This is a genomic window from Streptomyces sp. NPDC001292 (assembly GCF_042896465.1).
Lineage (GTDB): Bacteria > Actinomycetota > Actinomycetes > Streptomycetales > Streptomycetaceae > Streptomyces.
Map to the genome: position 1 here is coordinate 4,028 of NZ_JBIAXG010000070.1, position 26,497 is coordinate 30,524.

At 72.2% G+C, this 26,497-nt stretch carries 20 protein-coding genes and 1 pseudogene; 10 read left to right on the forward strand and 11 right to left on the reverse strand.

Going from position 1 to position 26,497, the window contains the following annotated elements:
• Positions 1–430: 430 nt before the first annotated feature.
• From ACFY4A_RS39460 to ACFY4A_RS39485, 6 genes are all read right to left on the reverse strand, one after another.
• Positions 431–949 carry a DUF1990 family protein gene (locus tag ACFY4A_RS39460; protein ID WP_390834139.1) on the reverse strand — a complete coding sequence of 173 codons (519 nt, stop codon included), beginning with the start codon at positions 947–949 and terminating at the stop codon, positions 431–433.
• Positions 950–1,019: 70 nt separating this feature from the next.
• Positions 1,020–2,678, reverse strand: coding sequence for a M4 family metallopeptidase (locus ACFY4A_RS39465; RefSeq protein WP_390834140.1), 1,659 nt, complete (start codon positions 2,676–2,678; stop codon positions 1,020–1,022).
• 379 nt (positions 2,679–3,057) lie between these two features.
• Positions 3,058–4,848 (reverse strand): ABC transporter ATP-binding protein, encoded by a 1,791-nt coding sequence (locus ACFY4A_RS39470; RefSeq protein ID WP_390834141.1) that lies wholly within the window; start codon positions 4,846–4,848, stop codon positions 3,058–3,060.
• Positions 4,845–6,575, reverse strand: a complete 1,731-nt coding sequence (locus ACFY4A_RS39475; protein WP_390834142.1) for an ABC transporter transmembrane domain-containing protein — start codon at positions 6,573–6,575, stop codon at positions 4,845–4,847. The genes ACFY4A_RS39470 and ACFY4A_RS39475 overlap by 4 nt, the downstream gene beginning before the upstream one ends.
• Positions 6,576–6,597: 22 nt before the next feature.
• On the reverse strand, positions 6,598–8,457 hold the full coding sequence (locus tag ACFY4A_RS39480; protein ID WP_390834143.1) for an ABC transporter ATP-binding protein: 1,860 nt from the start codon (positions 8,455–8,457) through the stop codon (positions 6,598–6,600).
• Positions 8,454–10,316 (reverse strand): ABC transporter ATP-binding protein, encoded by a 1,863-nt coding sequence (locus ACFY4A_RS39485; RefSeq protein WP_390834144.1) that lies wholly within the window; start codon positions 10,314–10,316, stop codon positions 8,454–8,456. The genes ACFY4A_RS39480 and ACFY4A_RS39485 overlap by 4 nt, the downstream gene beginning before the upstream one ends.
• Before the next feature lie 111 nt (positions 10,317–10,427).
• Between ACFY4A_RS39485 and ACFY4A_RS39490 the strand changes: the two genes are divergently transcribed.
• On the forward strand, positions 10,428–11,081 hold the full coding sequence (locus tag ACFY4A_RS39490) for a response regulator (RefSeq protein ID WP_390834145.1): 654 nt from the start codon (positions 10,428–10,430) through the stop codon (positions 11,079–11,081).
• A gap of 217 nt (positions 11,082–11,298) precedes the next feature.
• Here the strand turns inward: ACFY4A_RS39490 and glgX are convergent, their stop codons facing one another.
• Entirely contained in the window at positions 11,299–13,560 is a 2,262-nt protein-coding gene (gene glgX, locus ACFY4A_RS39495; RefSeq protein ID WP_390834146.1) for a glycogen debranching protein GlgX, read from the reverse strand.
• 188 nt (positions 13,561–13,748) lie between these two features.
• Between glgX and ACFY4A_RS39500 the strand changes: the two genes are divergently transcribed.
• From ACFY4A_RS39500 to ACFY4A_RS39540, 9 genes are all read left to right on the forward strand, one after another.
• A complete protein-coding gene (locus ACFY4A_RS39500) occupies positions 13,749–14,978 on the forward strand; it encodes an Ig-like domain-containing protein (protein ID WP_390834147.1) in 1,230 nt (409 codons plus the stop codon).
• A gap of 173 nt (positions 14,979–15,151) precedes the next feature.
• Positions 15,152–16,396 (forward strand): Ig-like domain-containing protein, encoded by a 1,245-nt coding sequence (locus tag ACFY4A_RS39505; protein WP_390834148.1) that lies wholly within the window; start codon positions 15,152–15,154, stop codon positions 16,394–16,396.
• Between the two features lie 239 nt (positions 16,397–16,635).
• Positions 16,636–17,403, forward strand: coding sequence for an enoyl-CoA hydratase/isomerase family protein (locus tag ACFY4A_RS39510; RefSeq protein ID WP_390834149.1), 768 nt, complete (start codon positions 16,636–16,638; stop codon positions 17,401–17,403).
• Positions 17,404–17,675: 272 nt separating this feature from the next.
• Positions 17,676–18,179: an ATP-binding protein gene (locus ACFY4A_RS39515; protein WP_390834150.1), complete on the forward strand. Its 504-nt coding sequence runs from the start codon at positions 17,676–17,678 to the stop codon at positions 18,177–18,179.
• 90 nt (positions 18,180–18,269) lie between these two features.
• A complete protein-coding gene (locus ACFY4A_RS39520; RefSeq protein WP_390834151.1) occupies positions 18,270–19,076 on the forward strand; it encodes a polysaccharide deacetylase family protein in 807 nt (268 codons plus the stop codon).
• Positions 19,076–20,263 carry a YncE family protein gene (locus ACFY4A_RS39525; protein WP_390834152.1) on the forward strand — a complete coding sequence of 396 codons (1,188 nt, stop codon included), beginning with the start codon at positions 19,076–19,078 and terminating at the stop codon, positions 20,261–20,263. The genes ACFY4A_RS39520 and ACFY4A_RS39525 overlap by 1 nt, the downstream gene beginning before the upstream one ends.
• Before the next feature lie 97 nt (positions 20,264–20,360).
• Positions 20,361–20,972 carry an ADP-ribosyltransferase gene (locus ACFY4A_RS39530; protein ID WP_390834153.1) on the forward strand — a complete coding sequence of 204 codons (612 nt, stop codon included), beginning with the start codon at positions 20,361–20,363 and terminating at the stop codon, positions 20,970–20,972.
• Positions 20,973–21,035: 63 nt separating this feature from the next.
• Entirely contained in the window at positions 21,036–21,947 is a 912-nt protein-coding gene (locus tag ACFY4A_RS39535) for a MerR family transcriptional regulator (protein ID WP_390834154.1), read from the forward strand.
• Positions 21,948–22,620: 673 nt separating this feature from the next.
• Positions 22,621–23,283: an NADPH-dependent F420 reductase gene (locus tag ACFY4A_RS39540; protein WP_390834155.1), complete on the forward strand. Its 663-nt coding sequence runs from the start codon at positions 22,621–22,623 to the stop codon at positions 23,281–23,283.
• 36 nt (positions 23,284–23,319) lie between these two features.
• Here the strand turns inward: ACFY4A_RS39540 and ACFY4A_RS39545 are convergent, their stop codons facing one another.
• From ACFY4A_RS39545 to ACFY4A_RS39560, 4 genes and pseudogenes are all read right to left on the reverse strand, one after another.
• On the reverse strand, positions 23,320–23,874 hold the full coding sequence (locus tag ACFY4A_RS39545) for a GH25 family lysozyme (protein WP_390834156.1): 555 nt from the start codon (positions 23,872–23,874) through the stop codon (positions 23,320–23,322).
• 321 nt (positions 23,875–24,195) lie between these two features.
• Positions 24,196–24,555, reverse strand: coding sequence for a hypothetical protein (locus ACFY4A_RS39550; protein WP_390834157.1), 360 nt, complete (start codon positions 24,553–24,555; stop codon positions 24,196–24,198).
• Between the two features lie 233 nt (positions 24,556–24,788).
• Positions 24,789–26,156, reverse strand: coding sequence for an L-serine ammonia-lyase (locus ACFY4A_RS39555; RefSeq protein ID WP_376402720.1), 1,368 nt, complete (start codon positions 26,154–26,156; stop codon positions 24,789–24,791).
• Between the two features lie 101 nt (positions 26,157–26,257).
• Positions 26,258–26,497 (reverse strand): annotated as a pseudogene (locus tag ACFY4A_RS39560) (serine hydroxymethyltransferase); the annotation flags it as partial.

The window sequence follows — 26,497 nt, forward strand, 5'->3', positions numbered from 1 at the left end:
CCGGGCCGCACGGGCCGTGTCGGCACCACGCCACGGCGGGACTCCGCCGCGTGGGTCAGCGGTCCGCCGCGCAGGCCGGGCGCTGCCGCGCGTGTCAGGGGCCTTGTCTGAGTCGGGCGCGTGCCGGGTGGCGCGGACCCGCCGTGCGTCGGCCGGGCGTGGTGCCTGGGCCAGGGGCTCGGGCTCCGGTCGGTGCCCGTCGAGCGTTGTCGCGTGGGTTCGGGGCCCGTTGCGCTGCCGGGCGCGATGCCGGGGGTGCGGGTGCGTTTGTTGTGTCGGCCGGGCGCGGTGTCCGAGTCAGGGGCCCGCGGCGCGGTCGGGGTTCGCCGCGCGGGTCAGCCGGTGTCTCCGCGAGCCGGGGTCCGTCGTGCCGGTCCGGTCCGCTGGGCGGGCTGGTAGTGCCGCCCGGGGCCGGCTGCCGTGTGCCGGGTCACGGCTCCGGGATGTCGGCGCACAGTTTGCGTAGGACCGTGCCGCAGCGGCGGGCGTAGGCGTGTTGGAAGCCTCGGGCGGCTGGGCCGGCCGCTCGGGCGTACCACTTGGCCGGGCGGCTGAACGCGGTGACCGTGAGCCAGACGGTGCCGTCGCCCGTGCGGTCCACCAGGAAGGCCTCCTCACCGCACTCCGGATGGCCGGGCAGGGTGCCGTAGGCCCAGCCGGCGAGGCGGGGCTCCGCCGCCGTCCAGACCACGCGGCAGGGGGCCCTGACCACGCCGGCGAGGGTGACGGTGACGTCGACGCCGGGCGCGGCCCGGTCGGCGCTCGCCTCGATGCCGACGCCGAGGGCACGGTGCATCTCCCACGTCATCACGGCCTCGGCGGCCCGCCGGAACACCTCCCCGCCCTCGCCTATGCGGGTGCGCACGTGCAGAGGGTGGAAGCCGGGCGGGCAGTGACCCTGCTCGCGGGTCGCGCCGACCTCCTCGTAGGTGAAATGTGCCGTCGACATGTGACCCAAGCGTAGGGCGGCCCCCGGGAGGGGTCCTCCCGGGGGCCGCCGCCGTTCAACGAGCCGGAGATCAGGTCACGTTGACCGCGGTCCAGGCCGCCGCGACCGTGTTGTACTCGGTGCTGCCGGAGCCGTACAGCGCCGCCGCCGCGTTCAGGGTCGCCGTGCGGGCGCCCTTGTAGTTGGTGGTCGACGTCATGTACGTGGTCAGCGCCTTGTACCAGATCTGCAGCGCCTTGGCGCGGCCGATGCCGGTGACCGTGGCGCCGTTGTACGTCGGCGAGTTGTAGCTGACGCCGTTGATCGTCTTCGCGCCGCTGCCCTCCGCGAGGAGGTAGAAGAAGTGATTTCCGACGCCGGACGAGTAGTGCACGTCCTTGCTGCCCAGGCTGGAGGACCAGTAGTCGGCGGAGGCGCCGTCCTTGCTGGGCTTGTCCATGTAGCGCAGCGGGGTGCCGTTGCCGCGGATGTCGATCTTCTCGCCGATGAGGTAGTCACCGGGGTCGGACGCGTTGTTCGCGTAGAACTCCACGCCCGTGCCGAAGATGTCGGAGGTGGCCTCGTTCAGGCCGCCGGACTCGCCCGAGTAGTTCAGGCGTGCGGTGTTGGAGGTGACGCCGTGGCTCATTTCGTGGCCGGCGACGTCCATCGAGGTCAGCGGCTTGAGGTTGTTCGCGCCGTCGCCGTACGTCATGCAGAAGCAGGTGTCCTGCCAGAAGGCGTTGACGTAGGCGTTGCCGTAGTGGACCCGCGAGTAGGCGGCCACGCCGTTGTTCTTGATGCCGTTGCGGCCGAAGGTGTTCTTGTAGAAGTCCCAGGTGACCTGGGCGCCGTAGGTGGCGTCGGCGGCTGCCGTCTGGTCGGTGCTGGAGCTGGAGGCGGTGCCGGTCCCCCAGATGTCGTCCGCGTCGGTGAACAGCGTGCCGGTGCCGGAGGTGGCCCGGGCCAGGTTGTTCGTCTTGTGACCGCCGCGGGTGGTGTCGTACAGCTGGTACGTCGACCCCGACAGGGTGGTGGAGAGGCTGACGGTGCCGGAGTAGAGGGTCTTGCCGGTGCCGGTGTGGACGCCCTGGTACTCATGGAGCTTCTCGCCGGTGGCCGCGTCGGTGATGACGTGCAGCTCGTTCGGGGTGCCGTCGTCCTGGAAGCCGCCGACGACCGTCTCGTAGGCGAGGACCGGCGTGCCGTCGCCCGCCCAGACGACCTTGCGCGGGGCCTGGTCGGCGGTGGTCTTCTCCGAGCCGGCGGCCTGGGCCACGCTCAGCGCCTGCTTCTCGGCCTTGGCGGCGGTGATCTTCGGCGTGAGCGAGGCCACCTTGACGGTGGCCTCGGTGGCCTTGGTCACGCCCTGGGTCTTGCCGGCCTCGGAGGTGTGGACGACCAGGTCGCCGCCGAGGACGGGCAGGCCGGCGTAGGTGCGCTCGTAGCGGGTGTGCACCGTGCCGTCGACGTCCTTGACGACGTCCCTGACGACCAGCTTCTCCTGGGCGCCGAGGCCTATCTCCTGGGCGGTCCCGGAGGCGTCGGCCTGCGCCTGCTGGATCAGGGAGGCGCGGGCCGCGTTGGTCAGGAAGGTGGGGGCGGCGGCGAGGTTGGCCGCGCCGGGGGAGTCGGCCGTGGTCTGGGCCGAGGCACTGGTGGTCAGACCGGTGCTGAGGAGGGCTCCGGCGGCGACAGCGGTGGCGACGGCCAGAGTGATGCGCTTGTGACGCGCGTAGCGGGGAGTCACACAAGCTCCTTATGTGGGGGTGACCGGTCCGGCGTGGTGATGCCGGTCCGGAACAGGGGTGAGGGTGCTGTGCTCGTGCGGCGGGTGGAGGAAGAGTGGCACCATGGGCGCGTACATGTCAGTGTCTCGAAGTGATGTTGGCCGAAAAATGACTGCCCGGTAAATGTTGCGGCGTCATGAACGGATCCGAGCAGGCAGCTTGGACCTCGGATGCGGCATCCGAGGTCCTGGGCCCCGGACGGGCTGCGGGAGGGGCGGATTTCAGCCGTCGGGGCGGCCGGATCGATACGGAGGTCACCCCGGCGGGAGGGCGCGATGTCGACCGAAACCCGAGGGTCCGACGGTCCGTCAGGCGACCGCGGGCACCCCGCGGTGGCCGCTACGAGACCGCGCCGCCGCCCTCGCCCGACGGCGTCGCGCCGTTGCCGTGCCAGGTGTGCCACAGGGCCGCGTACGCCCCGCCGGAGGCGACCAGGTCCTCGTGGGTGCCCAGTTCGGTCAGGTGGCCGTCCTCCATGACGGCGACCCGGTCGGCGTCGTGGGCGGTGTGGAGGCGGTGGGCGATGGCGATGACCGTGCGGCCCTGGAGGACGGCGGCGAGGGCCCGTTCGGTGTGGCGGGCCGTGGCCGGGTCGAGCAACGCCGTGGCCTCGTCCAGGATCAGGGTGTGCGGGTCGGCCAGCACCACACGGGCGAGGGCGAGTTGCTGGGCCTGCGAGCCGTCGGTGCGGTGACCGGCCGTACCCAGCGCGGTGTCCAGGCCCTCCGGCAGCTCCCGCACCCAGGTGTCGGCCCCCACGGCCGCGAGGGCCGACCACAACTGCTCGTCCGTGGCGGCGGGTTCGGCGATCCGCAGGTTGTCCCGGACCGTGCCGAGGAACACGTGGTGCTCCTGGGTGACCAGGACGACCTGGCGGCGCAGCCGCTCCGGCTCCAGACCGGCGACGGGCACCCCGCCCACCGTGACGGAGCCCGCGGTCGGCGCGTCGACGCCGGCCAGCAGCCTGCTCAGCGTGGTCTTGCCCGCGCCGGACGGTCCGACCACGGCCAGCCGCTCCCCGGGACGCACCGTCAGGTCGACCCCACGCAGCACCTCGCCGCCGCGCTCGTAGGCATAGCGCGCCCCGGTCACGTCGATGCGGTCGTCCGCCGGTTCCGGCGAACCGCCCGGCACGGCCTCCGGGGCCCTGGCCAGGCCCTCCACCCGGGCGAACGAGGCACCGCTGCTCTGCAGTTGCTCCACGCGCATCAGGATCTGGTCGAGGGGCTCGGTGAACTGCCGCAGATACAGCGCGGCGGCCACCACCGCGCCCAGGCTCATCGCCCCCCGTCCGTGCAGCACACCGCCCACCAGCAGCACCCCGGCCACCGGCAGGATGTACGACACCTCCACCACCGGGAAGAACACGCTGCGCAGGAACAGTGTGTACAGGCGGGTGCGCCGGGCCGTCTCCAGCGCGTCCCGGCTCGCCGCGACCCGCCGCCCGGCCAGCCGGAACGCCTCGACCGTACGGGCCCCGGAGGCGGTCGCCGCCAGCACCTCGGCCACCTCGGAGGTGGCCGCGCCCTCCGCGAGATAGCCGTCCCGCGCCCGGCGCAGGTACCAGCGCAGCGCGAACCAGATCGGGGTCAGCGCCAGCACTCCGACGACGCCCAGCAGCGGGTCGAGCACGAACACCGCGACCAGCACGAACAGCGCCTCCATACCGCACACCAGCAGCTCGGGCCCCACATCCCGCAGGGTCGTGCCCACCGTGGCCACGTCTGCGGTGCCACGCGTGGTCAGGTCGCCCGTTCCGGCCCGCTCCACCACAGACGCGGGCAGGCCCAGCGCCCGGCCGACGAACTCCTCGCGCACCCGGCCCAGCGTGCGTTCGCCGAAGCGGTGCCCCACGTACCGGGCCCAGCGAGCCAGCAGCAACTGGGCCAGCGCGCACACCAGGATGGCGAGCGCCATCCGGTCCACGGCGCCGACCCCGCCCCCGGCCCGGACGTGGTCCACGATCCGGCCGAGCAGCCAGGGCCCGGCGAGTCCGGCGACGGCGGCCAGCGCGTTCAGCGCCAGAACGGCCGCGAAGGCCCGCCGGTCCGCCCGGATCAGCCGCAGCGCCGCCCGTCGAACGTCCGCCGGTTCGGCGACCGGCAGCCGCCCCGGAGCCCGAGCCGTCACCGTGCGGCCTCCTGTGCGGTCAGGGCGTCGCCGTCCCCGGTGTCGCGTGCCACCAGCGCCCGGTAACCCGGCTCCGAGTCGAGCAGTTCACGGTGGCCGCCGCTGGCGGCGACCTTGCCGTCGACCAGGTAGTGGACGGTGTCGGCGCGGTCCAGCACCAGCGGTGAGGTGGTCGTGACGACGGTGGTACGGCCCTCGCGGGCCCCGCGCAGCCGGTCCGCGACCGCGGCCTCGGTGTGCGCGTCGAGCGCCGAGGTGGGCTCCACCGCCAGCAGCACCTCCGGATCGGCCAGCAGCGCCCGCACCAGCCGGACCCGCTGCCGCTGACCGCCGGAGAGGCTGCGGCCCTGGGCGGTCACGGCCGAGTCGAGCCCGTCCGGCAGCCCCTGCACGATGTCCTCGGCGACGGCCGCGCGCACCGCCCGTGCCACCTCGGCGTCCTCGCGCTCCCGGCGCCCGCACACCAGCTCCCGCAGGGTCCCGGCGAACAGGTCGGCCTCGTTGTCGGCGACCAGGATCCGCTCCCGGACCCGGGGCAGCCCGATCGCGTCCAGCCGGAGCTCGCCCCACACGGCCGCCGACGGCTCGTACCGGCCCAGACGGTCCACCACGGCCGCCGCGTCGGCCGGCCGGGCCCCGGCCAGCGCGGTCAGCCGCCCCGGCGGCACCCGGACCCCGGAGACCGGGTCGTACAGCACCGCCGGTTCGGCCGGCCCGTCGTGCGCCGCGGTGTCCTCCTCCGGTCGCACCCGCAACAGCCGTGCCACCCGGTGGGCGGCGACCACGCCCCGGCTGAGCTGGTAGCCCAGGTCGACGAAGAACGCCACGGGCCCCACCAGCACCGCCACATAGCCGTACACCGACACCAGCTCGCCCACCGTGATCCGCCCCTGGGCGGCCAGCCGGGCCGCCAGCCAGGTCACCACGGCCAGGAACAGGGTCGGCAGGCCCACCCCGAGGGCCTGCATCCAGCTGGTCACCGCGCCCACCTTGTAGCCCTGCGCCCGCAGCCGCTGCGAGTCCCGGCGGAAGGCGTCCGCGAACAGCCCCTTGCCGCCGAGGCCGTTGAGCACCCGCAGCCCGCCCGCGAGGTCGCCGATCCGCGCGGTCAGCACGCGCTGCCGCTCCCGGTACTCGCCCTCCGCGCCCTGCAACCGCCGCATCAGCGGCCCCACGAGCACGGCGATCAGCGGCACCCCCAGCAGGACGACGGCCGCCAGCTGCGCAGAGACCGACAGCAGCAGCCCGGCCACGACCGCGTAGACCACGACCGAGCCCACCCCCGGGCCGACCACGGTCAGGCACGAGCTGATCGTCTGGACGTCGCCGACGCCGATCGTGACGACCTCCCCGGCCCCGACCCGGCGCGGCAGCGCGGCGCCCAGCCGGACCACATGGTCGACGACGACCTTGACGGTGCGGAAGTTGGCGTCCATTCGCACCCGGGTCATCGTGCGGTGCCGCATGACGCTCAGCCAGGCGTTGAACACCCCGACCACGAAGAGCAGTCCGGTCCAGCCGGCCAGCGCGGCCGTGTTCCCCGGCTGGAGCCCGTCGTCGATCGCCCTGGACATCAGGTACGGCGTCGCCGCCAGCAGCACCATCCACACGCTGGCCAGCACCGCCCCGGCCGCCGACCGGCCCGGCTGACGCAGCACCAGCCACCACAGGTACCGCCAGCCGCCCCGGCAGTCGGGTGTCCCGGGATCCTCGTAGGCGTCGATCACGGCTTCCCCCGGTCCTCTCCGCTCAGGCCAGGCTGTCGCGCCAGGCGCGGTGCAGGTCCGCGAAGCGGCCCGTGCCCGCGACGAGTTCGGCCGGGGCGCCGTCCTCCACGATCCGGCCGTGCTCCATCACCAGCACCCGGTCGGCGATCTCCACGGTGGACAGCCGGTGGGCGATCACCACCGCCGTACGCCCCCGCAGCACCGTGGCCATCGCCGTCTGCACCGCCCGCTCGCCCGGGATGTCCAGTGAGCTGGTCGCCTCGTCGAGGATGAGCACCGCCGGATCGGCGAGCAACGCCCGTGCGAAGGAGACCAGTTGCCGCTGGCCCGCGGAGATGCGACCGCCCCGCTTGCGTACGTCCGTGTCGTAGCCGTCGGGCAGGGCGCTGATGAAGTCGTGCGCGCCGATCGCCTTCGCCGCCTGCTCGATCTCCTCACGGGTGGCGTCCGGGCGGCCGATCGCGATGTTCTCCGCGACCGTGCCGGAGAACAGGAAGGCCTCCTGCGTCACCATGACCACCCCGCGCCGCAGTTCGGTCACGGCGAGGTCGCGCAGGTCCACCCCGTGGAGCAGCACGCGCCCGTCGGAGGGGTCGTAGAAGCGGGCCAGCAGCTTGGCCAGAGTCGACTTGCCCGCGCCGGTGGAGCCGACCACGGCGACGGTCTGCCCGGCCGGCACGACCAGCTCGAAGCGGGGCAGCACCTCGCCGCCCGTGCGGTAGCCGAAGCTGACCCCGTCGAAGACCACCTCGCGGCCGGGCAGGTCCGACCTCGGCGCCGGGAGCGGCCGGGGCGCCGGGGGTTCGGGCACGGACGGCGTCTGCGCCAGCAGACCCGCGATCTTCTCCAGCGAGGCGGCCGCCGACTCGTAGGAGTTGAGGAACATGCCGAGCCGGTCGATCGGGTCGTACAGCCGGCGCAGGTACAGCACCGCCGCCGCCAGCACCCCCAGCTCCAGAGAGCCGTCCGCCACCCGGTAGGCGCCCCACAGCACGATCACCGCAACCGCCGTGTTGGCCACCAGCCGGGAGCCGACGACATAGCGGGCCATCTCCAGCAGGGCGTCGCCGTTGGTGCGCTCGTGGCGCCGGTTCAGGACGCGGAAGCCGGCGTCGTTGGCGGCCTCGCGGCGGAACGCGCGCACCGGCCGGATGCCGTTCATCGTCTCCACGAACTTCACGATGACCGCGGCGATCGCGGTCGACCGCTCCTGGAACACCCGCCCCGCGCGCCGCCGGTACGCCCGGATCAGCAGGTGCAGCGGCACGAAGGACGCCACCGCCACCGCGCCGAGCCCCAGATCCAGCCACAGCAGCATCGCTGAGATGCAGACGAAGGACAGCACGACCGTGACGAGCTCCTGAAGTCCCTCGCTGAGCAGTTCGCGCAGCGACTCCACGTCCGTGGTGGAGCGGGAGATCAGCCGGCCCGAGGTGTAGCGCTCGTGGAAGTCGACGCTGAGCGCCTGCCCATGGCGGAAGATCCGGCCGCGCAGATCCAGCAGCACGTCCTGGTTGACCCGGGCCGAGGCGACGATGAACGCCCACTGGAGTGCGCCGGAGGCGAGCGCGCACAGCAGATACCCGACGGCCACCGCGACCAGCGGGCCGCGGTCGTGGTCGCGGAACGCCGGTACGGCGGTGTCGATCGCGTACGCCACCAGCAGCGGGCCCGCCTGGACGGCCGCCTGCTGGAGCAGCAGCAGGAGCGTGGTGCCGGCGACCCGGGCCTTCATGGGCGTGAGCAGGGAGCGCAGCAGGGCGGCCTTGGCGCCGGGGGGAGTGGGCAGGACGTCGCGGTCGAAGGGGTCGCCGGTGTCCTCGGGGCGCGGCGGCTCCTGCTCGTCCGCGGTGGCCGGGACGGGTTTCGTGGGGGCCGTCATCGCTCGTCGTCCTCCTCTTCCGGCGAGCGTCCGCCCGACATCAGGTGGGCGTACTCGGCGTTGGTGCGCAGCAGTTCGTGGTGGGTGCCCACGGCGGTGATCCGGCCGCCGGAGAGCAGGGCGACCCGGTCGGCGAGCAGGACCGTGGAGGGGCGGTGAGCCACGATCAGGGCGGTGGTGTCGGCCAGGACCTGGCGCAGGGCCGCTTCCACGGCCGCCTCGGTGTGCACGTCCAGGGCGGACAGCGGGTCGTCCAGGATCAGGAACCGGGGCCGCCCGACGACGGCACGGGCCAGCGCGAGGCGCTGCCGCTGGCCGCCGGAGAGGCTGAGGCCCTGCTCGCCCACCTGCGTCGCGGTGCCCTGGGGGAGGGCGTGCGCGAAGTCGGCCTGGGCGACGGACAACGCGCGGTCCAGCTCGGCGTCCCCGGCGCTGCCGTCGGCGCCCATCAGGACGTTGTCGCCGACGCTCGCGGAGAACAGGGTCGGCTCCTCGAAGGCCACCGCGACCATCGAGCGCAGTTCCTCGCGGGACATCGCGGTGATGTCCTCGCCGTCCAGCGTGATCCGCCCCGAGGTCACCTCGTGGAGGCGGGGGACGAGTGCCGTCAGGGTCGTCTTGCCGCTTCCGGTCGCACCGACCAGGGCCATCGACTCACCGGGGCGGACGTGCAGGTCGATACGGTCCAGGAGGGGCGGCGAGCCGGGCGGGGCGTCGGGGTAGCGGAAGCGGACGTTGTCGAAGCGGAGCCCTTCGTGGGCCGGGCCCGGCAGCGCCGGGCCGTCCGGGCCACCGCCCGGCACCGGCGTACGCGCGCCGCGCACGGCCGGCTCCCCGGACTCCGGTTCCTCGTCCATCACTTCGAAGTACCGCTCGGTCGCCGTCGCCGCCTCCTGGCTCATCGCCAGCAGGAAGCCGATCGACTCCACGGGCCAGCGCAGGGCGAGTGCCGTGGACAGGAAGGCGACCAGCGTCCCCGCCGAGAGACCGCCGGAGGCGACCTGCACCGCGCCGACCACCAGCGTGGCCCCGATGGCCACCTCCGGCAGGGTCATGATGACCGCCCAGATGGCCGCCAGCAGACGGGCCTTGTGCAGCTCCGTGCCCCGCAGGGTCCGCGACAGGTCGCGGAACGCCCGCGCCTGACTGCGGTGTCGGCCGAACCCCTTGATGACGCGGATGCCGAGCACGCTCTCCTCGACCACCGTCGTCAGGTCCCCGACCTGGTCCTGCGCCAGCCGCGCCACGTGCGCGTACCGCTTCTCGAAGAACGCGCTGAAGGCGACCAGCGGCACGGCGGGCGCCAGCATCACCAGCCCCAGCGTCCAGTCCTGCATCAGCATGATGACCACGCCCACGAGGATGGTGACCCCGTTGACCAGCAGGAACGTCAAGGGGAAGGCGAGGAACATGCGCAGCAGCATCAGATCCGTCGTGCCCCGGGACAGCAACTGCCCGGACGCCCACCGGTCGTGGAAGGCGACCGGCAGCCGTTGCAGACGCCGGTACAGGTCCGCCCGCATCTCCGCCTCGACGTGCGACAGCGGCCGTGCCACCAGCCACCGCCGCAGTCCGAACAACAGCGCCTCGCCGACCCCGAGCAGCAGCAGGTACAGCGCGCCGAGCCACACGCCGCGCGGGTCCCGGTCGGCGATCGGCCCGTCCACCATCCACTTCAGGACGAGCGGGATCACCAGCCCTACGCAGGAGGCGACGATCGCGATGAACGCGGCGGTGAACAGCCGTACGCGGACCGGCCGCACGTACGGCCACACGCGCAGCAGGGTGCGGACGGCCGAACGGCCGGTCGGACCGGAGGGATCGGTACGGTCCTCGGGGGTCTCAGGTGTCGTGGGCATCACGGGCGAGCCTACGGACCGGCGCCGACGTCGCCCACCGAGTTTTGGCCGGACCGGACTCCGCCGATGGTCCTACGCACGCCGGACGAGACCGCGTACCGTTGGTGCGCCATGACCGATGACGTGCCCCGACACCCGGCGATCTCGCTCCTCATCGTCGACGACCACCCCGTCGTACGGAACGGCCTGCGCGGCATGTTCGAGTCCGCGCCCGGATTCACCGTGCTCGGCGAGGCCTCGGGCGGTGTGGAGGCTCTGGAGCGGGCCAGGGCGCTCGACCCGGACGTGATCCTGATGGACCTGCGCATGCCGGGCGGCTCCGGCGTGGACGCCATCCGGGAGCTGGCCCGCCGCGGCGCGCGCGCCAAGGTGCTGGTCCTGACGACGTACGACACCGACTCCGACACCCTGCCGGCGATCGAGGCGGGCGCGACCGGCTACCTGCTCAAGGACGCCCCGCGCGACGAGCTGTTCACCGCCGTCCGCGCCGCCGCCGAGGGCCGTACGGTCCTCTCCCCGGCCGTGGCCTCCCGGCTGGTCTCCGCGGTCCGCGCGCCCGCGCCCGGCAACGAGCCGCTCTCGGCCCGCGAGCGCGAGGTGCTGGCCCTGGTCGCCAAGGGCACCTCCAACCGGGAGATCGCCCGCGAGCTGTTCATCAGCGAGGCCACCGTGAAGACCCACCTCACCCACCTGTACGCCAAGCTCGGTGCCAAGGACCGCGCGGCGGCGGTCGCGGTCGCCTACGACCGGGGCATCCTCGGCTAGGGCCTTTCGTTTGGATCACGCCGGGCTCGCGGGGTCTGGCACCGCTCCCGCAAGCTCCTCGAGCAGTGGGGGATCCTCAGCCGTGTTGCCGTCGGTCGGCGGGGCTCCGCCCTGCCGACCTCCTCCGCCTCGCGGTGCTCCCCCCTGCCTGAAGGGCGTTGGAGCGCCCCATCACCAGACCCCGCTCCCTGATCCGGCCCGATCCGAACGACAGGCCCTAGTCCACGACCTCGAGCAGCAGTACGGACCTCGCCGGCACCGTGATCGCCGCGCCCGAGGCGTGCGCCACGCCCGGCGCCTGGGCCTGCTCCTCCCGCGAGGTGTCGACGACCACCTCGTACCGCCGCGCCCACGGCGGCCCCGGCAGGACGAAGCTCACCGGGCGGTCCCCGGCGTGCAGCACCGCCAGGAAGCTCTCGTCGAGGATCGGGGCACCGCGCTCGTCGCGGCCCGGGATGTCCCGGCCGGACAGGTACATCCCCAGCGTGGCCGCGGGGGCGTACCAGTCCTGCTCCGTCATCTCCGTGCCGCGCGGGGTGAACCAGGCCAGGTCCCGCAGCCCGTCCGCCGAGTGCGCGCGCCCCGAGAAGAACGCGCGGCGGCGCAGCACCGGGTGCCGGTGGCGCAGCGCGATCAGACGGGCGGTCAGCTCCGACAGCTCCCGCCAGCCGGGGTACTCCAGCAGGCTCCAGTCCAGCCATCCGGTCTCGTTGTCCTGGCAGTAGGCGTTGTTGTTGCCGCCCTGGGTGCGCCCCAGCTCGTCGCCCGCGACCAGCATCGGCACACCCGTCGACAGCAGCAGGGTGGTCACGAGGTTGCGCAGCTGCCTGCGCCGCAGCGCCCGCACCCGCTCGTCGTCCGTCTCGCCCTCCACCCCGCAGTTCCAGGAGCGGTTGTCGTCGGTGCCGTCCCGGTTGCCCTCGCCGTTGGCCTCGTTGTGCTTGCGCTCGTAGGACACCAGGTCGCGCAGGGTGAAACCGTCATGGGAAGTGACGAAGTTGACGGAGGCGTAGGGGCGGCGGCCGCCCCAGGCGTACAGGTCGCTGGAGCCGGACAGCCGGTAGCCCATCTCCCGCACGTCCGGCAGCGCGTGCCGCCAGAAGTCCCGCACCGTGTCGCGGTAGCGGTCGTTCCACTCCGTCCACAGCGGCGGGAAGGCCCCCACCTGGTAGCCGCCCGAGCCGACGTCCCACGGCTCGGCGATCAGCTTGACCCGGCGCAGCACCGGGTCCTGCGCGATGACCGCGAGGAACGGCGAGAGCATGTCGACGTCGTGCATGGCGCGGGCCAGCGCGGCGGCGAGGTCGAAGCGGAAGCCGTCCACGCCCATCTCCGTCACCCAGTACCGCAGCGAGTCGGTGATCAGGCGCAGCACGTTCGGCTGGACCACGTGCAGGGTGTTGCCGCAGCCGGTGTAGTCGGCGTACCTGCGGGCGTCCGGCTGGAGGCGGTAGTAGCGCTGGTTGTCGACGCCCTTCAGGGACAGCGTCGGGCCGTACTCGCCGGCCTCCGCCGTGTGGTTGTAGACCACGTCGAGGATCACCTCGATCCCGGCCGCGTGCAGCGCGCGCACCATCCGCTTGAACTCGCCCACCTGCGGGCCCGCGGTGCCGGCAGAGGCGTAGCCGGCGTGCGGGGCGAAGTAGCCGATCGAGTTGTAGCCCCAGTAGTTGCGCAGGCCGCGGCGCAGCAGGTGGTCCTCGTGCGCGAACTGGTGCACCGGCAGCAGCTCCACCGCGGTCACGCCCAGTTTCACCAGGTGCTCGATCGCCGCCGGGTGGGCGAGACCGGCGTACGTCCCCCGCAGCTCCTCGGGAATCCCCGGGTGCAGCTTGGTGAAGCCGCGCACATGCAGTTCGTAGATCACCGAGTCCGCCCACGGCGTGCCGGGGCGGCGGTCGTCGGACCAGTCGTCGTCATCGTGGACCACCACACCCTTGGGCACGTAGGGCGCCGAGTCCCGCTCGTCGCGCACGGTGTCCGCGACCTGCTGGTCCGGCCAGTCGCGTACGTGTCCGTAGACCTCCGGCGGCAGCCGGAACTCGCCGTCCACCGCGCGCGCGTACGGGTCGAGCAGCAGCTTCGCCGGGTTCCACCGGGCGCCCGTCCACGGGTCCCAGCGGCCGTGCACCCGGTAGCCGTAGCGCTGCCCCGGCATCACGCCGGGCACGAAACCGTGCCAGATCTCGTGGGTCAGCTCGGTCAGCCGGACCTTCGTCTCCTCCGCATCCGGGCCCGGCGCGTCGAACAGGCACAGTTCGACCGCCTCCGCCCCGCCCGCCCACAGCGCGAAGCCGGTGCCCGCCGCCGCGTTCTGGCCGGCCTGGAAACGGGCGCCCAGCGGCGTCGGCGCACCCGGCCACACGGGCACGCCGGGTGGCGGCGCGGCCCGGTGCGTGCCGTTCACGGCGGCGGACGGCCGCCCCTCCTCGGTGGCGCGCCCGCCCGCCACCGCCTCCTGTTCGGCTGCGCTGGACACCAGGGCGGCCCCTTTTTTTCGGCTCTGTGCGGCTCTGTGCGGCTCTTCCGGCTCGTGTCCGCCTCCGGCCCGCCCCCTGCGGCTGACCCCCGGTCGCGGCTCCCCGTCGCGCGGTCCTCCCCACTGTTCTGCCCAGAGCGTGCCTCGCACTCACGTTTCCCGGAGGCGGGCCGGTCGTTGGGCAGCCCGTGAGGCACGTAACCGGGCGCGCACGGCGCATGGTGGCCGCGCTGGCCGCCGTACTGACATGGGCAGGACTGCTGGCCGGAGCCGCCGGCTGCACCTCGGGCGGCGCGGGCGGGTTCGACCGGCTCTACGGCGGACCCCCGCGCCCCGAGGACGTCGTCGAGGTCTCGCCGGACGACGGGCGCAAGGGCGTACGCCCCGGAGAGAAGCTGCGGGTGCGGGCCGCGGACGGGCACCTGGAGTCCGTCAAGGTCGTCAAGTCCCAGGACGCGCTGGACACCCCGGTGCCCGGACACCTCTCACGCGACGGCCGCACCTGGCAGCCCGACGACGACCGGATCGCCCTCGCCGCCACGTACACCGTCGACGCGGTGGCCGTCGACAGCCGCGGCCACCGCTCCGCCCGGCACACCACCTTCACCACCCTCGTCCCCGCGGAACGCCTCATCGGCTACGTCACCCCGGAGAACCGCTCCGTCGTGGGCACCGGAATGATCGTCTCCCTGGCCTTCAGCCGGGACGTCACCGACCGCGCTGCCGTCGAGCGGGCCGTCCGCGTCACCGCGAGGCCCGCCGTCGAGATCCGCCCGCACTGGTTCGGCAGGTCCCGACTCGACTTCCGTCCCCGTGAGTTCTGGACGCCGGGCACCCAAGTCACCGTCGAACTGCGCCTGAAGGACGTAGAGGGGGCGCCCGGTCTCTACGGACAGCAGGACAAGACCGTCTCCTTCACCATCGGCCGCAGCCAGTCCTCCCTGGTCGACGTGGCCGCGCACACCATGCAGGTCCGCCGCGGCGGCGCACTGCTCGCCACCGTCCCCGTCACCGCCGGGTCGGCCCAACACAGCACGTACAACGGGAAGATGGTGGTGATGGACATGCAGGAGACCACCCGCATGAACAGCCGCACGGTCGGCCTGGGCGGCGAGTACGACATCCCCGACGTCCCGCACGCCATGCGGCTGACCGACTCCGGCACCTTCCTGCACGGCAACTACTGGTCGCTCCCGGACACGTTCGGCCACGCCAATGTCAGCCACGGCTGCGTCGGGTTGAGGGACGTCAAGGGCGGTGGCTCCCGGACCCCGGCGAGCTGGTTCTTCGACCGCAGCCTCGTCGGCGACGTCGTCGAGATCGTCAACAGCGCCGACAAGACGGTCTCCGCCGACAACGGCCTGGGCGGGTGGAACATGGGCTGGGAGGAATGGAAGAAGGGCAACGCGGTCAAGTAACCATGTAGGGGTGGGCGTCGAGGCGTGAGGGGCGTTTCCGGGAGCCGCCGAACTTGGGACGGAACAGTGACAATCGCCTGACAACTTGCCTCTGACCTTGTGGTTAATATGCGCCAGAGCGCGTACGGCGCGCTGGGGCACGGGTCTGACCGGCCCGGGGAGGGGAGTACAAGGTGAACGTGCGGCCGATATCGGGGTCGTCGGTGGGCGCGCGGGAACGACGGGGGAGCAGGGGGCTGCTGGCGCTGGCCTCCGGCGTGCTGCTTCTCGCCGTCACCGCGTGCGGGGGAGGCGGCGCCCAGGGTCCGGCGTCGAGTGGGGGGAAGGGCAAGGACGCCGGCACCGCCCGCAGTGAGCAGTCGCAGGCGGTCGTGACCATCGCGCCCAGGAACGGCGCGAAGTCCGTCGACACCAGCGGCGCCCTCAAGGTCGGTGCGAGCAAGGGCAAGCTCACCCAGGTCGTCGTCAAGGACAGCAAGGGCGCCGCGATATCGGGGCGGATATCCGCCGACGGCACCTCGTGGACCCCGGATATCCATCTGGCCGCATCCACCAGGTACACGGTGCACGCCGTCGCCAAGGACTCCGCGGGCCGTGAGGCGGCCGAGGACTCCAGCTTCACCACACTGACGCCGCAGAACACCTTCGTCGGCTACTTCACTCCCGAGGACGGCTCGACCGTGGGCGTCGGAATGCCGTTCTCCCTCCGCTTCACCCGGGGTATCAAGGCCCCGAAGGCCGTCGAGAAGGCGATCGAGATCAAGACCGAGCCGGCCGTCGAGGTCGCCGGCCACTGGTTCGGCAACGACCGCCTCGACTTCCGGCCCGAGCACTACTGGAAGGCCGGCACCAAGGTCACCGTCAAGCTCAACTTCGACGGCGTCGAGGGCCGCCCCGGCGTCTACGGCAAGCAGACCAAGACCGTCTCCTTCACCATCGGCCGCAACCAGGTCTCCGTGGTCGACGCCAAGAAGCACACGATGAAGGTCATGCGGGAGGGCAAGGTCATCAGGACCATCCCCATCACCGCCGGCCGGCCGGGCAACGACACCTGGAACGGCCAGATGGTCATCACCGAGAAGCTCACGGTGACCCGCATGAACGGTGAGACGGTCGGCTTCGGCGGCGAGTACGACATCAAGGACGTACCGCACGCCATGCGCCTGACCACCTCCGGCACCTTCATCCACGGCAACTACTGGGGCGGCGGCGCGTTCGGCAGCTACAACGCGAGCCACGGCTGCATCGGTCTGCGCGACGTGCGCGGCGGCTACGACAGCGGGGTGCCGGCCGCCTGGTTCTTCAACCGCTCGATGATCGGCGACGTGGTCGTGGTGAAGAACTCCCAGGACCGGACCGTCGCCCCGGACAACGGGATGAACGGCTGGAACATGTCCTGGGACGAGTGGAAGGCCTGACCGTCCCCCGACAGCTCTGCCCGGTGTGATCGACCGCACCGGGCAAGTTGCCGTTGGCGCCGGTGCTGTGCCTGCCCGGGGGCGACCCCCGGACTCCCGGTCATGTGTGATCGACCGCACCGGGCAAGTTGCCGTTGGCGCCGGTGCTGTGCCTGCCCGGGGGGCGACCCCCGGACTCCCGGTCATGTGTGATCGACCGCACCCGGCAAGTTGCCGTTAGCGCCGGTTAACCTGCACTCATGACCGTATCTCTGGAAGTCGCCGAGGGCGTCGGCACGCTGCGCCTGGACCGCCCGCCCATGAACGCGCTCGACGTCGCGACGCAGGACCGGATCAAGGAGCTCGCCGAGGAGGCCACCCGCCGCGAGGACGTGCGCGCCGTGGTGATCTACGGCGGCGAGAAGGTGTTCGCGGCCGGCGCGGACATCAAGGAGATGCAGGTGATGGACCACGCGGCGATGGTCGTGCGGGCCCGCGCCCTGCAGGAATCCTTCACCGCCGTGGCCCGCATCCCCAAGCCGGTGGTCGCCGCGGTCACGGGCTACGCGCTGGGCGGCGGCTGCGAACTCGCGCTCTGCGCGGACTACCGCATCGCCGCCGACAACGCCAAACTCGGCCAGCCGGAGATCCTGCTCGGCCTCATCCCCGGCGCGGGCGGCACCCAGCGGCTGTCCCGGCTGATCGGCCCCTCCAGGGCCAAGGACCTCATCTTCACGGGCCGTCAGGTCAAGGCCGACGAGGCCCTCGCGCTGGGCCTGGTGGACCGCGTGGTCCCGGCCGGCGAAGTGTACGAGGCGGCGCACGCCTGGGCCGCCAGGCTCGCCCAGGGACCGGCGATCGCGCTGCGGGCGGCCAAGGAGTCGATCGACGCCGGCCTGGAGACGGATCTGGAGACCGGGCTCGCCATCGAGCGCAACTGGTTCGCGGGCCTGTTCGCCACGGAGGACCGCGAACGCGGCATGCGCAGCTTCGTCGAGGAGGGCCCCGGCAAGGCGAAGTTCCTGTGATTCTCCGCCCGTGGCCTTGCAATTGACGTGACGTCTGATTCCGGCCCCTCGGCGGTTGGTTTGTGGCAGCCTTGACGCAGCCTTGAGCCTGCCTTGCCGAGGGAGCCGGTCGATTGCCTCCAACCGATCCGTCCGCCCAGGTCAACGGGGCTGTCGACGTCCCCGAAGTGCCACCGGCATATGCCGTTCGAACCCCGCGCACAGAGGGCACCCAGGGGGCGTATTCCACCGGAACGGCCACGCGGAAGGCCGCGGACGGCCATGATGGGGGCATGGCGGGGCTGGAAGGCATCGAACAGCCGCGGGGACAGTCACGTGCGACCGCGGCGCGCTGGTCGCCCGCGGTCGAGGACGAACGGGCGCTCAAAGCACTGGAGTTGCACGGCAACCCGACGGAGGCGGAGGTTCCGCTCCCGTCCCGTCCCGAGTCCGCCGCCACCGCTCGCAGGCTCGCCCAGGTCGTCGTCCTGCGCCAGTGGGGACTGTCCCCGAAACTGGCCGAGGACACCGTCCTGCTCGTCTCCGAACTCGTGGGAAACGCGGTGCGGCACACCGGCGCACGCGTCTTCGGTCTGCGGATGCGCCGCCGGCGCGGCTGGCTTCGCGTCGAGGTCCGCGACCCCTCCCGGGGGCTGCCCTGCCTGATGCCCGTGCAGGAGCTGGACGTCAGCGGGCGCGGCCTGTTCCTCGTCGACAAGCTGTCCGACCGCTGGGGGGTCGACCTGCTGCCGCGGGGCAAGACGACGTGGTTCGAGATGCGCGTGGCCGACCGCTGACCGCGAGATTCACGTGGCTGACTGACGCTCATCTCATATCAGTCCGTGTGAATCGCCCGTTTTCTTCCCCTCTCCCTCTTAAATGGTCCGGTGACCACGACCGACCGCCGCGGCGTGCTGTGGACCGGTGCCGGGCTCGTCGCCGGTGCCGGGCTCGCCGCCGGGTGCTCCGCCACCGGCGCCGCCCCGCACGCCACCGCGTCCTCCGCCTCGTTCGCCGCGTCCTCGGCTTCCTCCGCCGAGTCCCCGCCCGCCGCCACCCCGCGGGCCGCGCCCGCGCCGCGCCCCTTTCCCCGGCAGCCCGCGCAGATCACCCACGGCCCGCGCGACCGGCCCCGCGTCGCCCTCACCTTCCACGGCCAGGGCGACCCCGAGATCGCCCGCAGCCTGCTCACCGAGGCCGAGAAGCGCGGCGCCCGCCTCACCGTGCTCGCCGTCGGCACCTGGCTCGACCAGCATCCGCAGTTGGCCCGCCGGATCCTCGATGGCGGCCACGACCTCGGCAACCACACCCAGCACCACGTGGCCGTCAACGAGGTGGCGGAGGCCGACGCCCGCGCGGAGATCACCGGCTGTGCGGACCGGCTGAAGCGGCTCACCGGCTCGATCGGCACCTGGTTCCGGCCCTCGCGCGCCCCGACCGCCTCCGCGCTGGTCCAGCGGCTGGCCCGCGCGGCCGGATACCCGCACGTGCTGTCCTACGACGTCGACTCCCTCGACTACACCCGGCCCGGTGCCCCGGCCGTGACCCGCAAGGTCCTGGCGGAGGTCCGCAACGGATCCGTGGTGAGCCTGCATTTCGGGTATCCGGACACGGTCACCGCCCTCCCCGACGTACTCAAAGAACTCGACCGCCGCGGCCTCCACGCGGTCACCACCACGGAGCTGCTGAGCTGATGCCACCCACTTCCATCGCCCGGGCCCTGATCGCCGGCGCCGCCTGCCTCGCGCTCACCGCGCTGTCCGCCTGCACCGGCGGGGGCTCGAAGAACCACGCCGACGAAGCCATCGGCAGCAAGGAGCCCGTCCGGCCCGAGCAGCAGCATGTCGCCGACGTGCTGCCCGGCATGCCACCGGTCCTCGACCCGACCGACGTCTACGCCGCCGACCGCCCGGGCAAACTCTCCCCGGTCGTCAAGGACTTCCCGTCCCGTGTCTACGTCCCCAACACCAACTCCAACACCGTCACGGTCATCGACCCCGAGACGTTCAAGGTCATCGAGACCATCCCGGTGGGCCACCAGCCGCAGCACGTCGTGCCGTCCTGGGACCTGAAGACGCTGTGGGTCAACAACGACCTCGGCAACTCCCTGACCCCCATCGACCCGAGGACCGGCAAGGCGGGCAAGCCGGTCGACGTGCACGACCCGTACAACCTCTACTTCACGCCCGACGGCAAGTACGCCGTCGTCATGGCCTCCAAGGACCACCAGCTCGTGTTCCGCGACGCGCACACCATGAAGACGGCCAAGGCCGTCCCGGTCACCTGCTCCGGCGTCAACCACGCCGACTTCTCCCTGGACGGCCGCTACTTCATCGTCTCCTGCGAGTTCAGCGCCGAACTGCTCAAGGTCGACACCGCGAAAATGGAGGTCGTCGGTCAGCAGAAGCTGGACTTCCGCGGCGCCATGCCGCAGGACGTGAAGGTCTCGCCCGACGGCAAGAAGTTCTACGTCGCCGACATGGTGGCCAACGGGCTGTGGATCCTGAACGGCGACACCTTCGGCAAGCCGAGCTTCCTCCCCACCGGCAAGGGCGCCCACGGTCTGTACGTCAGCCGCGACTCCCGGGAGATGTACATCTCCAACCGCGGCGAGGGCACCGTCTCCGTCTTCGACTTCGCCCAGGGCAAGTTGACCAAGAAGTGGCGCCTGCCGAACGGCGGAAGCCCCGACATGGGCGGCGTCTCCGCCGACGGCAAGGTGCTGTGGCTGTCGGGCCGTTACAACTCCGAGGTGTACGCCATCGACACCCGCACCGGCGCCCAGCTCGCCCGCATCAAGGTCGGCAGCGGTCCGCACGGCCTCGCGGTCTACCCCCAGCCGGGCCGCTACTCGCTGGGTCACACGGGCATCTTCCGCTGACCCGCGGCGGGCTGGCACCGGTCGGACACGGCTCGGACACGCCACGACCGGGTGACGATCCGCCTTCCGCCGCCCCGGAACCGGGATCGTGCTGCGCATGATCACCAATCGCCCGCGGCGGCGGACCACCGCCGCCCTGCTGTCCGTGTCCGCCGTCCTCGCCACCACGGCCGCGACCGCCCCCACGACCGCGGCCCCGGTACGGACGGCGGCGGGGGCCGCCGCCCCCGCCTGCCCCCAGTTCGACGACAGGATCAAGGCAGCGACCGACCGCGGCGTCGACCTCGGCCGCATCACGCCCGCCCCGGTCTGGCGCACGACGTGCGGCACCCTGTGGCGCAACGACAACCGGGCCCCGGCGGCCATCTTCCAGGAGGGCTTCCACCCGCGGGACGTGATCGGCGGCCAGTACGACATCGAGCAGTACGTCCTGGTCAACCAGCCCTCGCCGTACGTCTCGACGACGTACGACCATGACCTCTACAAGACCTGGAAGTCGGCGTACAACTACTACATCGACGCCCCGGGCGGCATCGACGTGAACAAGACCATCGGCGACACCCACAAATGGGCCGACCAGGTCGAGGTCGCCTTCCCCGGCGGCATCGCCCGGCAGTACATCGTCGGCGCGTGCCCCGTGGACAAGGCGACGAAGACGGAGGCCCTGAGCGGCTGCGAGAGCAACCCGTACTACCGGCCCTGGCACTGATCCCCGCCACCGCCCACCGCTCGCCTTGAGTCTCCAGCCGCTGGAAGGTCCACACTCGCCGACATGACCGAAGACGGCACCGGCCTATTCACCATCGGCGAGCTGGCCCGGGGCACCGGACTGACCGTACGCACCATCCGCTACTGGTCGGACGAGGGCGCCCTGCCCCCGGTGGCCCGCTCCACGGGCGGCTACCGCCTCTACGACGCGGCCTCGGTCGCCCGCCTGGAGCTGATCCGCACCCTGCGCGAGCTGGGCCTCGGCCTGGCCGACGTGCGCAGGGTGCTGGCGGGGGAGCGGACGGTCGCGGAGGTCGCGGCAGCCCACGTGGCCGCGCTGGACGCGCAGATCCGCTCGCTGAAGGTGACCCGGGCGGTGCTGTCGACCGTGGCCCGACGCGGCTCGAGTGCGGAGGAGACGACCCTGATGAACAAACTGGCGCGGCTGTCGGCGGCCGAACGCAGGCGGATCATGGAGGAGTTCGTGGAGGAGATGTTCCACGGGCTCGACACCGCCGACCCGGAGATCCGTGAACGCATGCGGCGCACGGCGATGGACCTGCCCGAGGACCCGACACCCGAGCAGGTCGACGCGTGGGTGGAGCTGGCCGAGCTGGTGCAGGACCCGGAGTTCCGGGCACAGATGCGCAGGGCGGCCGAGTTCAACGCCTCCGACCGCGGCCACGAGACGCCCGCCGGGGCATCCATGTGGTTCGTCAAGCGGCTCGTCCAACTGGTCGGGCAGGCCCTCGAACGCGGCCTCGCACCGGAGGCCGCCGAAGCCGACGAGGTGCTGGACGACCTGCTCGGCAACGCCGACCGCGCCGCCGTCCTCGAACGCTTGCAGGCGTCCCACAACATCAGGCTCGCCCGCTACCGCCAACTGCTGGCGACCTTGAAGGGCACATCCGCACCGACGCACCAGCCGGAGTTCGCGTGGGTGATCGCCGCCCTGCGCGCCCGCGTGAACGACTGACCTCGAGGGCCGTGCGGGCCCGGCGGCGGTGCGGGGCGGCGCCGGGCCCGACGGGGTGGTGCGGCTCCTGGCTCGGTGGGGCGGGCTCGGCCGGGGGTTCGGACACGGCCGGATCGGTGGTCGTGTCGTCGCCGGCCGGGGTCTCCGCCGGAGGGGAGTCGGCCGGTTGGCGTCCTCGAGGTCGGGTGACCCGGACGGATCGTCGGTCGTGTCGACCTGGAAGGCCGCCGGTTCCATCGCTCCGGTGCCACTCGCGGCGCCGGTGGCGCCCTTGCCCGGATCGATCACGTCCAAACGCGACCCGGCCGGCAGGCGGCCGGACGTACGTCCGCCCGCGGTGACCCGCACCTCCACTCCGTCGGAGGGGCCCGCCCAGTACCGCCGCGCTCGGCGGCCGCCTCACCCTGACCACCGCTGCCGTCCAGCCGCAGCCGGTTCGACCGCTGACCGGATCCCGCCGCACGGGTGCGGGCCCCGATCGTGCCCTCGACCCGCGCCGAGGGGCCGCTCCAGGGGATGCCTTCCTTCGTGAGGAGCGAGAAGAGTGGAAACGTCGAGCCCCGGGAGCACTCGGCCGCGCCCGGCCGGAATAGCCGGAGCCGTCCCGGGGTTCCATCTGACCTGCGGAAGCTGTGCCGGACACCGACCCACGGAAAGGCAAGGCGAGCAGGACATGAAGATCGGCATCATCGGCGCGGGCAACATCGGCGGCAACCTCACCCGGCGGCTCACCGCCCTGGGGCACGACGTCTGCGTGGCGAACTCCCGTGGCCCGCAGACGCTCACGGCGCTGGCCGAGGAGACCGGTGCGACGCCCGTACACGCACAGGTGGCGGCGCGCGGCGCCGAGGTCGTCGTGGTCACCGTCCCCGTCAAGGCGGTTTTGAACCTGCCGCCCGGGCTGCTCGACGGGGCGGCCGAGGGCGTGGCGGTGATCGACACCGGCAACTACTACCCGCGGGAGCGGGACGGCAGGATCGCGGGGATCGAGGACGAGGGGCTCGCCGAGAGCCGCTGGACCGAACGCCAGATCGGCCACCCGGTGATCAAGGCGTTCAACGGCACCTACGCCCAGGACCTCCTCGAGCGCCCCCGGCCGGCCGGTGCCCCCGACCGTATGGCGCTCCCGGTGGCGGGCGACGACGAGGCGGCCAAGGCGAAGGTGCGGGCGCTCATCGACCAGCTCGGCTTCGACACCGTGGACGCCGGCGGCATCGACGACTCCTGGCGCCAGCAGCCCGGCACTCCCGTCTACGGCCTCCGGGCAGGCGCCGACACCGTCGCGAAGGCCCTGGCCGAGGCGTCCCCCGAGCGGACGGCGGACTTCAGGGGGTAGTGCCTCCGGCTCCCCCGGTCCACGGCGTCGCCCGGATCAGACGGCCACCCACTGCCGCAGCGCCGTCTTGCTGCCGAAGTTCGCCACGTCCTTGTCCAGCGGGTCGTCGGCGTACTGGTGGAAGAGCCACTTCGCCTTGATCCGGGGGTGCCCGGCGGCGACGTAGTCGGCGATCCACAGGCCGTCGCCCGCGTAGGAGGTCGTGTCGATGTTCAGCCAGAAGTTCCGGTTTGTGTAGAGCACGACCCGGTTGTGTGGGCGCAGGGCCTTGACCTTCCGGATGAACGCGTCCTTCTCCGCGTTGCTCGCGTGCGTGCCCTCGCCCGTCGTCTCCCAGTCGACGGCGAGGATGTCGCCCGCCTTCTCGGGGGCGTGGGAGACGAAGTACTCCGCCTGCGCGGTGATGTTGCCAGGCCACAGCAAGTGGTAGAAGCCGACCACCAGTCCGGCGTCGCGGCCGTGCTTGGTCTGGGCGTTGAGCTTGGAATTGACGTACGAACGGCCCTCCGTCGCCTTGATGAAGACGAAGGAGAGGCCGCTCGTGCCGTAGGTGGAGGACTGGTAGGCGCTCACGTCGATGCCGTGCAGCATGCACACTCCCTGAAGGTGCCGTGGGGGAGGAGTAGTTGGTTGGGTTCTGCCCCGTCCTGGTACGGCCGATCCCTTCACGGCGTTCGAACATCAGCTCCGGGGGACCACCGAACCCAGTACGAGGCCGACTTGGCCGACCAGTCCGAAGTGATCACGCTGGCGTGATGTCCGGCCAGGAGGGACAGACGGGCGGTCACCTCCGCGTCCGTGGGGTCGGTCGAGGAGATCGACGGGGCCACGCCGGCCGCGTCCGTCCCTGCCCCACTGGACGTACGACGCGGCCACCGTCTCCAGCTACCGGGGCCGGCGCGGTGAGTACTACTACGAGACCGTGACGCGCACCGTCACCGAGAACGGCGAGACCCGACCGTGACCGAGCGGGTGCGGCACACCCGCTGGTACCCGGCCTCCGGAACGGTGTCCCGGGACTTCGACGACGTCCCGGTGCCCGGCACCGGCCATGTCACCGCCAAGCAGCTGGACAAGCTCACGCCGTGGCCGCTGGACGAGGCCAGGCCCTACCAGGAGGAGTGCCTGGCGGGCTTTCAGACGGTGCGCTACGACATCGAGCCCGAGGTCGGCCTGGAGACCGCCAAGCAGCGGATGACCGAGGTCATCGAGGGCGACTGCCGCGGCGACATCGGGGGCGACGAGCAGCGGGTCGAATCGGTCGACACCCACTACTCCGACGTCACCTTCAAGCTGATGCTGCTCCCGGTGTGGTTCCTCATCTACCTCCACGCCGGGCGGACCTGGCAGGTCACGGTGAACGCCCGCACCGGCGAGGTGGTCGGCGAACGCCAGTGCTGGCAAGATCGTCGCCGCCTCGCTCGTGGCGCTCGCGGTCGTCGCGCTGATCGTCTGGCTGAGCGTCCGGAGGTAGCGGCCCGTGCGGCGGCCCGGGCCGGACCTCCTCAGCACTCGATGATGTTCACCGCGAGCCCGCCCCGGGCCGTCTCCTTGTACTTCACCGACATGTCCGCGCCGGTCTCCTTCATGGTCTTGATGACCTTGTCGAGGGAGACCTTGTGGGAGCCGTCGCCGCGCATGGCCATGCGGGCGGCGGTGACGGCCTTGACCGCGGCCATGCCGTTGCGTTCGATGCAGGGGATCTGGACCAGGCCGCCCACGGGGTCGCAGGTGAGGCCGAGGTTGTGCTCCATGCCGATCTCGGCGGCGTTCTCGACCTGTTCGGGCGTGCCGCCCAGGACCTCGGCGAGGGCGCCCGCCGCCATCGAGCAGGCGGAGCCGACCTCGCCCTGGCAGCCGACCTCGGCGCCGGAGATGGAGGCGTTCTCCTTGAAGAGCATGCCGATCGCGCCGGCGGCGAGCAGGAAGCGGACCACGCCGTCCTCGTCCGCGCCGGGGATGAAGTTGATGTAGTAGTGCAGGACCGCCGGGATGATGCCGGCCGCGCCGTTGGTCGGGGCGGTGACCACCCGGCCGCCGGCCGCGTTCTCCTCGTTCACCGCCATCGCGTAGAGGGTGATCCATTCCATCGCGCGGGCCGTCGCGTCGCCCTCGGCGCGCAGCTGGCGGGCGGTGACGGCCGCGCGGCGGCGCACCTTCAGACCTCCCGGCAGGATGCCCTCGCGGGACAGGCCGCGCCGCACGCACGCCTGCATCACCCGCCAGATCTCCAGCAGGCCCTCGCGGATCTCCTCCTCGGTGCGCCAGGCCCGCTCGTTCTCCAGCATCAGGGAGGAGATCGACAGGCCGGTCTCCTTCGTCAGGCGCAGCAGCTCGTCGCCCGAGCGGAAGGGGTACTTCAGCACCGTGTCGTCCAGCTTGATGCGGTCCGCGCCCACCGCCTCCTCGTCCACGACGAAGCCGCCGCCCACCGAGTAGTACGTCTTGGCCAGCAGCTCGGCGCCGGAGGCGTCGTACGCCCACAGGGTCATGCCGTTGGCGTGGTAGGGGAGCGCCTTGCGGCGGTGCAGGACCATGTCGTCGTCGTAGGAGAACGCGATCTCGTGTTCGCCGAGCAGGCTCAGCCGGCCGGAGGTCCTGATGGTCTCCACCCGCTCGTCGGCCGTTTCCACGTCCACCGTGCGCGGCGAGGCGCCCTCCAGGCCGAGCAGCACCGCCTTCGGCGTGCCGTGGCCGTGGCCCGTCGCTCCGAGGGAGCCGTACAGCTCGGCGCGGACCGACGCGGCGCGCTCCAGCAGGCCCTCGTTGCGCAGCCGGCGGGCGAACATGCGGGCCGCCCGCATCGGGCCGACCGTGTGGGAGCTCGACGGGCCTATGCCGATCGAGAACAGGTCGAAGACCGAGATGGCCACGGTGACTCCTCAAGACGGGGTGCTGCTGGGGGTGCCAGGGGCGGGGCGCCGCGCACGGATCGGGGTCTCCGGCCCGCACGCGGCACTCCTCGGAACGGGACTTACTTGTTCAGACCCGGGTACAGCGGGTGCTTGTCGGCCAGGGCGCGCACCCGGGCCTTGAGGGCCTGGGCGTCGTAGGACGGCTTCAGGGCCTCGGCGATCACGTCCGCGACCTCGGTGAAGTCCTCGGTCGTGAAACCGCGGGTGGCCAGGGCCGGCGTGCCGATCCTGAGGCCCGAGGTGACCATCGGCGGGCGCGGGTCGTTCGGGATCGCGTTGCGGTTGACGGTGATCCCGAT

Bases quoted from the DNA above. Each gene is read 5' to 3' on its own strand.
- ACFY4A_RS39460 (WP_390834139.1), bottom strand. From the start codon at position 949: ATGTCGACGGCACATTTCACCTACGAGGAGGTCGGCGCGACCCGCGAG.
- ACFY4A_RS39490 (WP_390834145.1), top strand. From the start codon at position 10,428: ATGACCGATGACGTGCCCCGACACCCGGCGATCTCGCTCCTCATCGTC.
- ACFY4A_RS39525 (WP_390834152.1), top strand. From the start codon at position 19,076: ATGCCACCCACTTCCATCGCCCGGGCCCTGATCGCCGGCGCCGCCTGC.
- ACFY4A_RS39480 (WP_390834143.1), bottom strand. From the start codon at position 8,457: ATGACGGCCCCCACGAAACCCGTCCCGGCCACCGCGGACGAGCAGGAG.
- ACFY4A_RS39515 (WP_390834150.1), top strand. From the start codon at position 17,676: ATGGCGGGGCTGGAAGGCATCGAACAGCCGCGGGGACAGTCACGTGCG.
- ACFY4A_RS39535 (WP_390834154.1), top strand. From the start codon at position 21,036: ATGACCGAAGACGGCACCGGCCTATTCACCATCGGCGAGCTGGCCCGG.
- ACFY4A_RS39545 (WP_390834156.1), bottom strand. From the start codon at position 23,874: ATGCTGCACGGCATCGACGTGAGCGCCTACCAGTCCTCCACCTACGGC.
- ACFY4A_RS39540 (WP_390834155.1), top strand. From the start codon at position 22,621: ATGAAGATCGGCATCATCGGCGCGGGCAACATCGGCGGCAACCTCACC.
- ACFY4A_RS39510 (WP_390834149.1), top strand. From the start codon at position 16,636: ATGACCGTATCTCTGGAAGTCGCCGAGGGCGTCGGCACGCTGCGCCTG.
- ACFY4A_RS39530 (WP_390834153.1), top strand. From the start codon at position 20,361: ATGATCACCAATCGCCCGCGGCGGCGGACCACCGCCGCCCTGCTGTCC.
- ACFY4A_RS39485 (WP_390834144.1), bottom strand. From the start codon at position 10,316: ATGCCCACGACACCTGAGACCCCCGAGGACCGTACCGATCCCTCCGGT.